Origin of the sequence: Hymenobacter metallicola, from assembly GCF_004745645.1 — a bacterium.
Classification (GTDB): Bacteria; Bacteroidota; Bacteroidia; order Cytophagales; family Hymenobacteraceae; genus Hymenobacter; species Hymenobacter metallicola.
On record NZ_SRMB01000001.1, the window covers coordinates 898,504 to 912,562 of the forward strand.

General features: G+C 60.9%; 14 protein-coding genes. 10 read left to right on the forward strand and 4 right to left on the reverse strand.

From position 1 onward, the window contains the following. Nucleotides 1–98 precede the first annotated feature (98 nt). The 4 genes from E5K02_RS03750 to E5K02_RS03765 all read left to right on the forward strand — a co-directional run bounded on the left by E5K02_RS03750 (nt 99) and on the right by E5K02_RS03765 (nt 5,390). A complete protein-coding gene (locus E5K02_RS03750) occupies nt 99–923 on the forward strand; it encodes an ATP-binding cassette domain-containing protein (protein WP_135392211.1) in 825 nt (274 codons plus the stop codon). Between the two features lie 133 nt (nt 924–1,056). After that, nucleotides 1,057–2,415: a sigma-54-dependent transcriptional regulator gene (locus E5K02_RS03755; RefSeq protein WP_135392213.1), complete on the forward strand. Its 1,359-nt coding sequence runs from the start codon at nt 1,057–1,059 to the stop codon at nt 2,413–2,415. 80 nt (nt 2,416–2,495) lie between these two features. Then, nucleotides 2,496–3,614, forward strand: a complete 1,119-nt coding sequence (locus E5K02_RS03760) for a porin (protein WP_135392215.1) — start codon at nt 2,496–2,498, stop codon at nt 3,612–3,614. 12 nt (nt 3,615–3,626) lie between these two features. Continuing rightward, nucleotides 3,627–5,390 carry a HAMP domain-containing sensor histidine kinase gene (locus E5K02_RS03765; RefSeq protein WP_135392217.1) on the forward strand — a complete coding sequence of 588 codons (1,764 nt, stop codon included), beginning with the start codon at nt 3,627–3,629 and terminating at the stop codon, nt 5,388–5,390. Nucleotides 5,391–5,508: 118 nt separating this feature from the next. On the opposite strand, the gene E5K02_RS03770 is transcribed toward E5K02_RS03765, so the two are convergent. Further along, nucleotides 5,509–5,781 carry a hypothetical protein gene (locus E5K02_RS03770; RefSeq protein ID WP_135392219.1) on the reverse strand — a complete coding sequence of 91 codons (273 nt, stop codon included), beginning with the start codon at nt 5,779–5,781 and terminating at the stop codon, nt 5,509–5,511. 257 nt (nt 5,782–6,038) lie between these two features. On the opposite strand from E5K02_RS03770, the gene E5K02_RS03775 reads away from it, so the two are divergent. Next, a complete protein-coding gene (locus tag E5K02_RS03775; protein WP_135392222.1) occupies nt 6,039–6,584 on the forward strand; it encodes an RNA 2'-phosphotransferase in 546 nt (181 codons plus the stop codon). A gap of 3 nt (nt 6,585–6,587) precedes the next feature. Here the strand turns inward: E5K02_RS03775 and E5K02_RS03780 are convergent, their stop codons facing one another. Further along, nucleotides 6,588–7,055 (reverse strand): RES family NAD+ phosphorylase, encoded by a 468-nt coding sequence (locus E5K02_RS03780; protein WP_135392224.1) that lies wholly within the window; start codon nt 7,053–7,055, stop codon nt 6,588–6,590. A 90-nt stretch (nt 7,056–7,145) separates the two neighbouring features. Continuing rightward, the gene (gene parS / locus E5K02_RS03785; protein WP_240737141.1) at nt 7,146–7,592 is read right to left on the reverse strand and encodes a type II RES/Xre toxin-antitoxin system antitoxin; all 447 of its coding nucleotides are present in this window, start codon (nt 7,590–7,592) and stop codon (nt 7,146–7,148) included. Between the two features lie 159 nt (nt 7,593–7,751). Between parS and E5K02_RS03790 the strand changes: the two genes are divergently transcribed. The 5 genes from E5K02_RS03790 (at nt 7,752) to E5K02_RS03810 (ending at nt 13,077) form a co-directional block, all read left to right on the forward strand. After that, nucleotides 7,752–8,108, forward strand: a complete 357-nt coding sequence (locus E5K02_RS03790) for a cupin domain-containing protein (protein ID WP_135392227.1) — start codon at nt 7,752–7,754, stop codon at nt 8,106–8,108. Between the two features lie 7 nt (nt 8,109–8,115). Then, nucleotides 8,116–8,811: an HD domain-containing protein gene (locus tag E5K02_RS03795; RefSeq protein ID WP_135392228.1), complete on the forward strand. Its 696-nt coding sequence runs from the start codon at nt 8,116–8,118 to the stop codon at nt 8,809–8,811. A 16-nt stretch (nt 8,812–8,827) separates the two neighbouring features. Beyond that, nucleotides 8,828–9,070 (forward strand): hypothetical protein, encoded by a 243-nt coding sequence (locus E5K02_RS03800; RefSeq protein ID WP_135392230.1) that lies wholly within the window; start codon nt 8,828–8,830, stop codon nt 9,068–9,070. A 113-nt stretch (nt 9,071–9,183) separates the two neighbouring features. Then, nucleotides 9,184–11,766, forward strand: coding sequence for a DNA gyrase subunit A (gyrA, locus tag E5K02_RS03805; RefSeq protein WP_135392232.1), 2,583 nt, complete (start codon nt 9,184–9,186; stop codon nt 11,764–11,766). A 171-nt stretch (nt 11,767–11,937) separates the two neighbouring features. Then, nucleotides 11,938–13,077 (forward strand): tetratricopeptide repeat protein, encoded by a 1,140-nt coding sequence (locus tag E5K02_RS03810; protein WP_135392234.1) that lies wholly within the window; start codon nt 11,938–11,940, stop codon nt 13,075–13,077. Between the two features lie 163 nt (nt 13,078–13,240). Here E5K02_RS03810 and E5K02_RS03815 read toward each other — a convergent pair whose 3' ends face one another. After that, nucleotides 13,241–13,678 (reverse strand): hypothetical protein, encoded by a 438-nt coding sequence (locus E5K02_RS03815; RefSeq protein WP_135392236.1) that lies wholly within the window; start codon nt 13,676–13,678, stop codon nt 13,241–13,243. Nucleotides 13,679–14,059: the final 381 nt, after the last annotated feature.

Here is a 14,059-nt window from a genome sequence, read left to right on the forward strand (position 1 = left end):
GGTTGTGTATTTTGTACAAAGTGAGAAATATACAACAAGTGCATTCCCGCTTCCGCCCATCGAAAACTCATTATTTCACAAGTTCACCATCTCATCAGATGACTCCTTACTTTCACAAAGAACCCGTGCTGACCCTGGAGGGCGTGTCGATGAGCTACCACGGGGAAATAGTGCTGCGCGACATCAGTGCCCAGGTGCTGAACGTGGTGCGGCCCAACATGACCCAGGGGCAGGTCGTGGGCTTCTACGGCCGCTCGGGCATCGGCAAGTCGGTGCTCTGCCGCATCATTGCCGGGCTCACGCCGCCCGCCACGGGCACGGTGCGGGTCGGGGAGGAGCAGCGCCCCGTGCAGGCCGGCGACGTGGGACTGGTGCAGCAGCGCTACCCCTTGTTCAACCACCGCACCCTGGCCGACAACCTGCTGCTGGCCGCCGCCCGCAAGCACGAGCCCGAAGCCGCCAAGCGCGAAGTAGCCGCGTATCTGGAGCGGTTTCGGCTCGAGCAGCACGGCAAGAAATACCCCGCCCAGCTCTCGGGCGGGCAGCGGCAGCGGGCCGCCATTGCCCAGCAGCTGCTGTGCTCCGACCACCTGATTCTGCTCGACGAGCCCTTCTCCGGCCTCGACGTGGCCATGATTGACGAAGTGAAGAAAATCATCCTCGAAGTCACCACGATGGATGAACTCAACACCGTGGTCATCGTCTCCCACGACATTGCTACCACCACGGCCCTGTCCGACACGCTCTGGCTGATGGGCTACGAGCGGGACGCCGCCGGGCAGCTTTTGCCCGGGGCCACCATCAGCAAAGACCACCAGTACGATTTGGCCGGTATGGGCCTGGCCTGGCACCCGAACGTGGAAGCCGAGCCCGAATTCAACCGGTTTGTGGAGATGCTAAAGGATGAAATCCGCGCCGCTTGAAATTGCTGCTACTTTTGCCGGGTGCAGTAGCGCGAACTGGGTAGTTCGTGTGTGTCCTGCGCCGTTGAAGTTGTTTCACCAGGTGTCGTTCCGCCACGCGAACAACCCAGTTCGCCCTACTTCCTTGCCAACCATGCCCACCGGTACCCTGCTCATCATCGACGACGAAACCCGCCTGCGCCAGCTCCTGAGCCGGGTGCTGGAGCTGGAAGGCTACACGGTGCTGCAGGCCGCCGATGCCCGCCGGGGCCTGGAAACCCTGCAGCAGCACGCCGAGGACGTGCTGGTGATTCTCTCCGACGTGAAGCTGCCCGATGCCCACGGCGTGGAGCTTATCCCGAAGCTGCGCGCCCGCTGCCCCGAGGCGGAAATCGTGCTCATGACCGCCTTTGGTACCATTCCCGATGGGGTGCAGGCCATGAAGCAGGGCGCCTTCGACTACCTGACCAAGGGCGACTCCGACGACCAGCTCGTGGTCATCGTGGAGCGGGCCGCCGACAAGGCCCGCCTGCAGCGCCGGGTGGCCGAGCTGGAGCGCAAAGTCGGGGCCCAGCACAGCTTCGAAACCATGATCGGGGAGTCGGCGGCGCTGCGGGCGGCCCAGAATCTGGCCCGGCAGGTGGCCGTGACGGATTCCACCGTGCTGCTGGAAGGGCCCACCGGGGCGGGTAAGGAGCTATTCGCCCAGGCCATTCACCAGGCTAGCCTGCGCCGGCTCAAGCCCTTTGTGGCCGTCAACTGCTCGGCATTTCCCAAGGACTTGCTCGAATCGGAGTTGTTCGGCTACAAGAAGGGCGCCTTCACCGGAGCCCTGACCGACAAGAAAGGCCTGCTGGAAGAGGCGAATGGGGGCACGCTGTTTCTGGATGAAATCGGGGAGCTGGAGCTTAACGTGCAGGCCAAGTTTCTGCGGGTACTCGAAACCCAGACCTTTACCAAGCTCGGCGCGACCACGCCCACGGCCGTGCAGGTGCGCATCGTGGCCGCTACCAACCGCAACCTCAAGCTCGAAGCCCAGGAAAGCCGTTTTCGCCCCGATCTGTACTACCGCTTGTCGGTTTTTACCATCGACGTGCCCCCGCTGAAAGCCCGCCCGGCCGACGTGCCCGTGCTGGCCCAGCACTTTCTGCAGTACTTCGCCGCCCGCCTCAAAAAGCGCCTGCCGGGCCTCGATGCCGAGTGCCTGCGCCTGCTGCAGGCCTACGACTGGCCGGGCAACGTGCGGGAGCTGAAAAACGTGCTGGAGCGGGCCGCCATCCTCACGCCCGACAACGAGCTGGTGGCTGCCGGCCTGCTGCCCACCGAATTCTACACCCTGCCCGCCGCCCTGCGGGCCACCGACGACCCCCACGACCGGAGCCTGCGCGCCGTCGAAGCCCGCCACATCCGGGAAGTCTTGGCCGACGTGGAAGGCAACAAAACCGAGGCCGCCCGCCAGCTCGGCATCGGCCTGACTACGCTCTACCGCAAGTTGCAGGAGTACGGCCTCTAAGGCCTGATTTGCCTTTTCTCGAATCTTTTCACCGCCCTGCCCGCTTGCCTTTCGCGCGGCGCAGCCGGCCCTCTGCACCCATGAAATTCGCCCTTCCTCTCCTTGCCGCCCTGTTTGCAAGCGCTCCGGCGCTGGCCCAGCAGCCCACGGCCCCAGACTCGGCCCGTAGTACCCCGGCGGCGGCCACGCTGCTGCCGGCTGGCCTGACGCTCTACGGCTTTGCCGACGGCTACTACGGCTACGACTTTACTGGCAAGGCCCCGCAGCGGCCCGGCTTTCTGTACGCGCACAACCGCGCCAACGAGTTTGCCCTCAACAATGCGGTGCTGGGCCTGCGCTACGAGGAAGCCCGGGTGCGCGGGGCTTTTGCCCTGCACACGGGCACCTACGTGGAGGCCAACTATGCCAACGAGCCCACGGTATTGCGTACCATCTACGAGGCCTACGCCGGCTTCCGGCCCACGGCCAAGGCCTGGCTCGATGTGGGTATTTTCGGCTCCCACATTGGATTTGAATCGGCTTTGAGCAAGGACAACTGGACGCTGACCCGCTCGTTGATGGCCGAAAACTCGCCCTACTACGAAACCGGGGCCCGGTTCACCTACGAAGTGTCGCCCCGGTTCACGGCCACCGCGCTGGTGCTCAATGGCTGGCAGCAGATCCGGGACGTGAACCGGGCCAAAAGCCTGGGTACCCAGCTGCAGTGGAAACCCACGGATAAGCTGCTGCTCAATTCCAGCACTTACTACGGCAACGACCAGGCGCAGAACACGGCCCGCCGTCGCCGTTTTTTTCACGATTTTTACCTGACCTACCAGGCTACCGACCAGCTCTCCGTGGCCGGGGTGTTTGATATCGGGACCCAGCAGGGCGCAAACCGCGCTGACCAGGACCTGTGGCACACGGGCTCGGTGGTGGTGCGCTACCAGTTCCTGCCGCAGTGGGCCCTGGCCGGCCGGGCCGAGTACTATTCGGCCGAGCACGGCGTAATCATTAGCTCCGCCCTGCCCGCCGGCACCGACCCCAACACCGAAGTGCGGGGCGCGTCGCTCAACCTGGATTACGCGCCCAGCAGCCACCTCACGGCCCGGGTAGAAGGCCGGGTGCTGCGCGGAGGCACGGGTTTGTTTACCAATTCGGATAATTTGCCGACCAAAACCTACGGCAACGTCACGACCAGCCTTGCCCTGAGCTTTTAACGCTCAACCCGTATGACCCTGAAAAACCGAATCCGGCTGAGTGTGCTCACCATGCTGCTGCTGCTGCTGATTGTGGGCGTCTACAGCTACAACGTGCTCCACGGCCTGGACCGCCGGGCCCAGTACGTGCGCCGGGCCAATCTGCACTCCGTGGAGCTGGGCCGGCAGATGCTCTGGGCCCTGAGCGGCCTGACCCAGCAGCCGGCCCGCCCCGCAGCCCTCGAGGAGTTTCGCCGGGCTCTGACCCGGGAAGGAGCCAACATTACCGAGCCCGGCGAGGCCGAACTGGTCGATAGCCTGACCCAGAACCTGGCCGACTACCAGCGCCTGCTCGACAACGAAGCACCGCTGGCCGCCCGGCAGGCCGAACTGCTCCAGCTGCAGGCCCAAACCAACCGCCTGCTGACGATGAACCTGGCGGCCTCGGGGGCGCACGGTGAGGAAGCGGCCCGGACGGTGCGGGCGGCCAAAACCACGCTGCTGCTGATTCTGGTGCTGAGCACCGTGCTCGGCGTGAGCCTGGTGCTGCGGCTGCCCCGCATTGTGGTGCGGCCCCTGCGCCGCCTCAGCGCCGATATTGAGCTGGCCAACCCCAGCACCGGGGCCCGCCTGCCCATCGAGCGGCAGGATGAGGTCGGCCACGTGGCCCAGGCCTTCAACCGGGTGCTGGGCCAGATGCAGGACTTGCGCACGGCCAGCCGGGCCGAGCTGCTGATGCAGCGCAACCGCATGGAAAGTATCGTGCAGGGCCTCGACGAAGGCCTGCTGCTCATCGACCAGAACCGGCGCATCATCCTGGTGAACCCCGTGGCCAGTGAGCTGCTGGGCCAGCCCGCCGAGGCCCTCATCGGTCAGCTGGCCGCCGACGTGGCCCAGCACAACGAATTTCTGCAGAAGCTGCTGGATGCCGAAGCCACCACGCCCCCGCGCGACTCGCCCGAGCCGCCGGAGTACACCGTCACCCGTCACGGGGAAGAGGCCTACTACCGCTTGTCGGTCAATCCTATCTTGTCCTACAACGAGCTGACGGCCCAAACTGAGTTTGTGGGCCACATTCTGTCCCTGCGCAACATCTCCGACTTCAAAAAGCTGGATCAGGTCAAATCCAACTTCCTGGCTACCGTCTCCCACGAGCTCAAAACCCCGCTGGCCAGCATCAACCTCAGCCTGAAGCTGCTCCAGGACGAGCGTACCGACACGGCCGAGCGGCAGCGCATTGCCGGCGGCATCCGCCTCGAAACCCAGCGTCTGCTGCGTATGGTGGGCGAATTGATTGACGTTTCCCGCCTCGACGCGGGCGTGGGCATCAAGCTCAACCCCGAGCCCGTGGCCCTGGCCCTGGTCATGGACTACGCCGACGACACCATCATGGCCCAGCTCGAAGACAAGCAGCTGGAGCTGCACTACGAGTTGCCCGAAGATCTGCCCGCCGTGCGCGCCGACCTGGAGAAAACGACCTGGGTCGTCATCAACCTCATGGCCAACGCCATTCGCTACTCGCCCCCGGGGGAGCAAATCCACATCAGCGCCGAGCAGCGCGGCGAGCTGGTGCAGGTGAGCGTGCGGGACTGCGGCCCCGGCATTGCGCCCGAATACCACGAGCGGATCTTCAAGCGCTTCGCCCACATTCCAACCAAAGAAGGACTAAAGGGTGGCTCGGGCCTGGGCCTGAGCATCAGTCGGGAGTTTATCACCTCCCAGGGCGGCGAATTATGGGTGGAAAGCCAGCCCGGCTGCGGCAGCGTATTCCATTTCACCCTGCCGGTGATGAGCTGAGCCGTGGCGGTGCATTACCGGTGGGAGTAGGATAGGCTGCAAAAAAACAGGGCGCTTCCCGCGGGAAGTGCCCTGTTGGCAGTGCAAATAAAGTGAAGCCGGGGCCGCCGGCACCTGCTTAGTTTAGCCACACGGTGTGCAGCAGCTCGAAACGGTGGGGGGCATAGGCATTATAATAGGGCGCTTCGGCCTGAAAGCCCAGGATGTGCACCAGAGCCATGCCCTCCAGGTGCGACTCGACCACCCGCACGGGGTAGACCTGTCCCTCCTCGGGCCAGTCGCCGACGTGGTTGAACGGGCGGCTGCTGGCATCGATGCAGCGGGCATAGTCCACGAATGGGGCGTGGGTGGTGGCTTCGGCCAGGGTCAGGTTAGCAACTTCGTGAGCCATACAGCAAACAAATAAGGAACCACGGCGGGTCCAATGAACAAATAGCGGCCCGGAAAATGAATCATACCTGACAAGGAGGCATCGGCCGCCCAAACAACGTTTCTACGGCTGTTCGGATTCCTAATATAGAAAATAACTTCAGCTTCCAATTGTTTCTTGGGCAAAAGCCGGGCTGCCGTTTGCGGGGCAGGCCTTACTTTGCGCACGGGCTTGCGCTGCCCCGTTTTTGCTACTTTCGTTCTTTTCAGCTTTCCTGTATGGATAAAAACCAGCTTACCCGTCTCAGTAAATTTCTAAGCCTGCACCTGCGTCACCAGCCCCAGGACCTGGGGCTCACGCTGGCCGAGGGTGGCTGGGTGCAGGTGGAGGAGCTGCTGGCCGGGGCCGCCCGCCGGGGAGTGTCCATCAGCCGGGCCGAACTAGAGCAGGTAGTGACGGGCAACGACAAGCAGCGGTTTGCCTTCGACGAAACCGGTACCCGGATTCGCGCCCAGCAGGGGCACAGCGTAGAGGTAGATCTGCAACTCCCGCCGGCCTCGCCGCCGGCGGTACTTTTTCATGGCACCGTGGCGGCGGCCTTGCCCGGTATCCACCAGCAGGGGCTGCAGAAAATGCAGCGCCACCACGTGCATCTGTCGGCCCAGGAGCACACCGCCCAGCGCGTGGGGCAGCGGCGCGGGCAGCCCATCCTGCTGGCCATCGATGCCGCCGCCATGCAGCAGGCCGGGTTTGTCTTCTACGAGTCCGGCAACGGAGTCTGGCTTACCGACCAAGTGCCGCCCCAGTATCTGCGGCAACTGTAGGGGCTATGTAGAACCCAGATCCGGCTTTAGGCGACTATCAAACGGGTGGGGTTCCAACGAGACGACCCGCAGCTGGCCGTGGGCCGGGTGCAGGGGGTTGAGCAGGTAGTTCCACTCGGTAGGAGCGTGGGCCGAAGGTACCTTCATGATCCAGAAGGCGGCTTCCTCCATCCAGGCCCGGGTCAGTTGGGCCAGCTCCAGCGGATAGGGGAGTTGCTGCCAGTTCGGCGGTAGCTGGTCCGGGTCCACTTGCTTTAGGGGCGTTTCGTCGGGCACTTCCAGGGTCAGGGCAAAGTAGTTGCGGGGCAGGGAAGGCGAGTTGGCCAGTACTTCGAGCTTCGCCAGCGACAAATGCTCGGAAGTATACAGAATCTGGGTGCCTTTCTCGTGCCAGCGGCCCGAGTAATACAAGCCGCCCTGGCCCGTGGTATCTTGAATGTAGGGGTGTTTTCCGAGCCGATACAGGCGCATAAAAAGTAAAGTCAGGGGAAAGCAGGAGGGAAGTACCTGCGCTACGGGGGCGGAGCGCCAAAGCACCGGTTGCCCGGGAACGGGAATACTTTAGGAGTAAATGCCGTACTCGATGCGGCCCAGGATTTCGCGCACCTGCTCCCGGCCAATGGCCGAAGAAAGCAGCTCTTTGGGCCGCACGCCGCCCAGGGCCGGGTTGGCCGTTTCCAGCCAGTGGTGAAAGTCATCCTGGTCCTCAAACACTTCCAAGCCTTTAGCCAGCACGGCCGAGAGCTGAATGGTTTTCTCGGCCTCGTCCAGAGTCAGGGCCCGTTTGGCCTGCTCGCGCCGGGCCAGGGTGCTTTCCGATACGCCCAGCACCACGCTGATTTCCTTGTTGGAGAAGCCCAGGCGCTGCTGCAGGGCCCGCAAGGCCTGTACCGACAACCCTTTCAGGGCCACGGCCAGCAAATCCAGCTCGTTGTGGACCAGCTGCGGAATGACCGCGCCACCGCCCATCAGATCAACCATGGTGGCCACGGGAGTTTTACGCATCATTGTCATTTGCTTGTTTTTTAATCGTCATTTGAAGGCAATATACGCAAGAACTACCTACCAAGGCTAAAAATTCCGCGGCGACCACCTAGCCCGCCGGGCCAGCTGGATTGAACTCACTAATTTGCCGCCTCATTTTTCACTGCGCCAGCTTCCCTTGCCATGACCCAGCCCGGGCTTTTTCCGGTCAGCTCCTCGAATGCTGAGCACTACCCCTGGGGCGACGGCTGCGACGGCTGGCACCTGGTCCGTACGCCGGCCCTGAGCATTATTCAGGAGCGCATGCCCGTCGGGGCGGCCGAGGTAATGCACTACCACCAGCGCGCCCACCAGTTCTTTTTCGTGCTCTCGGGCGAGGCGACGCTGGAAGTACACGGGGTTATTCACCGTTTGCAGGCCCACCAGGGCCTGGAAGTGCCGCCGCTTTCCCCGCACCAGTTGCGCAACGAGTCGGCGCACGAACTTCTTTTCACCGTTACGTCCCAGCCGCCCAGCCACGGCGACCGAATCCTTGTCTAACGAATCCATGTCCGTACCTCCGCTTAGCGCCGAACAGATCATTACCCAAACCGCCGACTTCGTCCGCGACAAATTCCTGGGCGAGGGCTCGGGCCACGATTGGGAGCATATCCGCCGGGTGTGGCACACCAGCCGGGCGTTGGCGACTACCGTGCCCGCTGCCGACCAGCTGGTCACGGAACTGGCCGCCCTGCTGCACGACGTGGCCGACTGGAAATTCCACGCCGGCGACGAGGAAGCCGGCCCGCGCGCCGCCCGGGCCTGGCTCACGGGCCTGCACGTCGGGGAAGCTGTTATTGAGCGGGTGGAGACCATTATTCGCGAGATTTCCTTTAAGGGCCTGGGCGTGCCCACGCCCATGAGTACGCCGGAAGGAGAGGTGGTGCAGGATGCCGACCGCCTCGATGCCATTGGGGCCATCGGGGTAGCCCGGGCTTTTGCCTACGGTGGTCATAAGGGCCGGCCCCTGCACGACCCCAGCGTGGCGCCCATCGTGCACGACTCGTTCGAGAGCTATAAAAAGAACACGGCGCCCACGCTAAATCACTTCTACGAGAAGCTGCTGCACCTGCGCGAGCGGCTGCACACGCCCGCCGCGCAGCGCATTGCCCAGGAGCGCCACCAGTTTCTGGAAACCTTCCTGGCCCAGTTTCTGCGCGAATGGGAAGGAGAGGACCTAGTGGCCTTGAACACCCCGGCGTAACGTCTACCTTTACGCCATGAAATTTCGCCTGTTTGCCCTGCGGTTCTTGGTGCCGCTTTTACTGTTTCTGACGGCCGCTTCCTGCCGCACCTGTCCTATGGCATCCTGCCACACCCGCAAGGTGCATTTCCACAACGGCAACCGCTACCGGGGCCAGCCGCTGTGGAAAAAACAGAACCCCGCCGTGGGGGAAAAAATCAAGACCTACAATCCCAAAGCTGGTCAGCACAAAGCCGACAAGAGCAAGCCAAAAGAGTAGGCTGGATTAGGCAAAACGGGCCTTTTTTCGTATCTTGCGGGCTTCTCGCAGTACTCATTCACTGGTGCCGACAGCCCCGCTTTCCAGGGGCCTAGGCCGACTTAGATTTCCCTATGGCGGAAGGCGAAAAGATCATTCCGATTAACATTGAAGACGAGATGCGTGGCGCCTACATCGATTACTCGATGTCGGTCATCATCTCCCGGGCCCTGCCCGACGTGCGCGACGGCCTGAAGCCCGTGCACCGCCGCGTGCTCTACGGTATGTCGGAGCTGGGCGTATCCTACAACAAAGCCTATAAGAAAAGTGCCCGTATCGTGGGAGAGGTACTCGGTAAGTACCACCCCCACGGCGACTCCTCGGTCTACGATACGATGGTGCGTATGGCCCAGGACTGGAGCCTGCGCTACCCGCTCGTCGACGGGCAGGGGAACTTCGGCTCTATCGACGGCGACTCGCCGGCGGCCATGCGTTACACGGAAGCCCGCCTCAAGCGCCTCTCCGACGAAATGTTGGGCGACCTGGACAAGGACACCGTTGATTTCCAGCCCAACTTCGATGACTCGCTGGAAGAGCCCAGCGTGATGCCCTCGAAGTTCCCCAATCTGCTGGTCAACGGTACGACGGGTATTGCCGTGGGCATGGCCACCAACATGCCGCCTCACAACCTGACCGAAACCGTCAGCGGCATCATTGCCTACCTCGATAACCCCGAGATTACCATCGCCGAGCTGATGGAGCACGTTGTGGCTCCCGACTTCCCGACCGGTGGTACCATCTACGGCTACGAAGGGGTAAAGCAGGCCTTCGAAACCGGCCGGGGCCGCATCGTGATGCGGGCCAAAGCCCACTTCGAAACCCTGCCCAGCGGCAAGGAGCAGATCATCATCACCGAAATTCCCTACATGGTGAACAAGGCTTCGATGATCGAGAAAACGGCCGCGTTGATCAACGAGAAGAAGATCGAAGGCATCTCGGACCTGCGCGACGAGTCCGACCGCGACGGTCTGCGCATCGTCTACGACCTGAAGCGCGACGCCATGCCCAACGTGGTGCTCAACCAGCTCTACCGCTACACCCAGCTGCAGTCTTCGTTCGGCGTCAACAACGTGTGCTTGGTCAAAGGCCGCCCGATGACGCTCAACCTCAAGGAGCTGATTCACTACTTCGTCGAGCACCGCGCCGACGTCGTGGTGCGCCGCACCCGCTACGAACTGGCCGAAGCCCAGAAGCGCGCCCACATCCTGGAAGGCCTGCTCATTGCCCTCGACCACCTCGATGAGGTAATTGCCCTGATCCGCGCCTCCCGCGACGGCGACGTGGCCCGGGCCCAGCTTATCGAGCGGTTTGCCCTGAGCGAGATTCAGGCCCGCGCCATTCTGGACATGCGTCTGCAGCGCCTCACCGGCTTGGAGCGCGACAAGATCGTGGCCGAATACGAGGAGCTGATGCGTCTGATTGACCACCTCAAAGCCGTGCTGGCTTCCGAGGTGCTGCAGCGCCAGATCATCAAGGACGAGCTGATCGACATCCGGGAGCGGTACGGCGATAAGCGCCGCACGGCCATCGAGTACGCCGGCGGCGACTTCTCGATGGAAGATATGATTGCCGACGAGAGCATGGTGATTACCATCTCCCGCGAAGGCTATATCAAGCGCACCGCCCTCGACGAGTACCGTACCCAAGGGCGCGGTGGCGTAGGGGCCCGCGGCGCGGCTTCCAAGCAGGACGACTTTACCGAGCACCTGTTTGTGGCCACCACCCACGAGTACCTGCTCTTCTTCACCGAGCTGGGCCGCGTGTTCTGGCTGAAAGTGTACGAAGTGCCGGAAGGAGGGAAGAACGCCAAAGGCCGGCCGATTCAGAACCTCATCGAGATTCCCCGCGAAGACTCGGTACGCTCCGTGCTGAACGTGCGTGGTCTGCGCGACCCGGACTACCTGGAAAACACTTTCCTGATGTTCTGCACCGAGCAGGGTACCGTGAAAAAGACTCCGCTGGAAGCTTACTCACGGCCCCGCACGGCCGGTATCAACGCCATTACCATCAACGAGGGCGACCGGCTGCTCGACGTGCAGCTCACTACGGGCAGCAGCGAGATTGTCGTGGCCCTGCGTTCGGGGCGGGCGGTGCGCTTCCCCGAGGAGAAGGTTCGCTCCATGGGCCGTAACGCCGCTGGGGTACGGGGCATCAGCCTGGCCGATGAAAACGACCGGGTAGTGGGCATGGTCTGCATTTCGGACCCCACGTCGCAGGAACTGCTCGTCGTGTCGGAGAACGGCTACGGCAAGCGCAGCTCCCTGGACGAGTACCGCGTCACCAACCGGGGCGGGAAGGGCGTCCGGGCCATGAAGATTACCGACAAAACCGGGGCGCTGGTGGCCATCAAGGACGTGCAGGACTCGGATGATCTGATGATTATCAACAAGTCCGGCATCACCATCCGTCTGCGAATGAGCGACTTGCGCACCATTGGCCGGGCTACGCAGGGCGTGCGTCTACTGAAAATCAGTGCTGGCGACGAAATTTCGTCGGTAGCGAAGGTGGCTTCCGACGATAAGGAGTCGGAGGTACTGGACGGCGACGCTGGTGACAACGGCAGCCCGGATACGGCAGGGGATGCGTCTTTGGAAACCTCGCTGGCCTCTGATGATGTAGCCGCGCTGACGGATCCGGATGCGTTGAGCGCAAACTAAGTTTCCAAAAGGCTTGCGTACTTTCGGGCACGGTATTCGTTTTTGGATGCCTAGCCGGAAAGTACGCAAGCCTTTTTTCTTTCCCATTGGCAAGCTGAACCAAGTGTTTGCTCCGGTGGTTTCTTTTCCAATTCCTTCCACTCATCCATCCTTATTCTTCAGCACAAACCCATGAAGAAGATTTTTCTGACGCTTGTAGCCGCGGCGGCGCTGCACACAGCCTCGGCCCAAAACTCGGCCGTCACCAATGCCATTCTAAACCAGCGCAGTGGCTTGCTCGACAAAGCGCAGGCTGATATTGACAAAGCCATTGTCAACGAGAAAACCTCCGGCAAGGCCAAAACTTGGTATACCCGGGGCGAGATTTACGAGCAGATGACGGCTAGCCCCATTTATGGCAAGAACCTCAAGGCTGGCGAAGGCACCAAAGTAGCCTTTGAATCTTACAACAAGGCCGTTGAGCTCGACGGTAAAACGGGCGAATTCGGTAAGTTAGCCGTGGCCAAGCTTGATAACTTGTACGGTATGGCTCTGAATGCCGGGGTAGAAAGCTACAACGGCAAGAACTACGACGCGGCCCTGGAATCGTATCGGATGGCTCAGCAAATCCGGCCCCAGGACACGACGGCGTTTCTGTATGCTGCTTACGCGGCCGAAGCCAAGCAGGATTTCCCGGCGGCCAAGGACACGTATAACAAGCTGTTGGCAATGAACTACAAGTCGCCAGCTTTGTACGGCCGGATGCTGCAGATTGCGCGCCAGGAAAAAAATGAGGCTGAGGCGATGAAAGTCGTGCAGCAGGCCCTGGCCGCATATCCTAATAATAAAGCCTTCATGCTGGAAGAGCTGAACATGTACCTCAGCTCGGGCCGGGGCCAGGAAGCCATCGGCAAGCTGGAAAAAGCCATTGCGGCCGATCCAACGAATGCCAACTTGTATGCCGTACTCGGGTCGTTGTATGATCAGAGCAAGCAGTCGGATAAAGCCTTGGCTGCTTACAAGAAAGCCGTGGAAGCTGATCCGAACAATTTCGACGCGCAGTTCAACCTAGGCGTGTACAACTACAACAAGGCGGCTGATCTGTTTACCAAAGCCAGCAAGATGGATTTGGCCACGTATCAGAAGTCGGGTAAGAAGTTCGAAGCTGATGGCAAGAAGTACTTCCAGGAATCACTGCCTTACTTTGAGAAGGCCCTGCAGTTGCAGCCGAATGACAAGGCTGTGATTTCGTCCTTGCAGAAGGTGTATGTTCGCTTGGGGCGTACAGCCGATGCGGAGAAGATGAACGCGAAGCTGCAGGCGCAGAAATAGTTTTGGCCCTGCCAGTATATGGCAGGGGATAGTGAAATGCGCCCGGAACACATCCGGGCGCATTTTTAAAAACATTACTTAACATAATATAAATTATAAGACAAAGCAGCATGGGTAAAATCAGTAAGGTATTCCCGTATTGCTCGTAGGTTTTGGTAGCCTATTATTGAAGGAACTGCATTTGTTCGTTAGCAGCAGAAACGGTTGTAGATAAGCCCGTCCGCCTACGAGATTCTATTCTATTCTTTTCTAATCCTTCGTCAGCGACAACTTCGAATGACGTACTGGCTCGCCCTAAACTTTGCTGATGTATATAGTAGCTCTCGGCTACCAGTACTACTCTTACCGCAGAGTCAATTTCTACTCCATCGGCGAGCTTTTTCCGGAGTTGTAGCCAGGGCTTGTGCGGATTATCAAGGCCCGCATCGGCCGCCGACAAAGCTGCCAGGCGCTGCTTGGCTCCCTCAATGATTTCGGGCACCGGGAATTTGTTCTCGATGATGAAGTTCAGCGTGGCTTTGGCCTGGAAGGTTTCGCCTTGGGCCGCGTAGATGTCGGCAATCAGCAGAAAGCCCGGCCCTGGGATAGAATTCGTAAGCAACTAATGCGTGATCTGCTGGAGCAATGTGTCATTTAAAGCTCGGCATGAATATGCCAACTTGCGGCCGGTGAGTCCAGAGCCGCCGGGCCGCCAAGGTCTATGCAGGACAGCATACTTGTCATCTGCTCTTGTCATTGCTGACTACGACAGCTACACGGGTAAGCTCCTCTCCTGCTGAATTCTGTGTTTCTAGCTTTGAGCCTTTTGTAAAACGAGACGAGTTGTGAGCAATGTCATCATGATGCTTTTAAAGTCATTTGCTCCCTACTTGCTTGTCGTTGTTTAGGGCTTGGGGCAGAAAGCTAAACGGTTGTTGTAGGGCATATATGGAAGGCTCAGAAGGAGTTGTCGCCCCCTACCCGTCTGCCCCCGCCCTTCTTA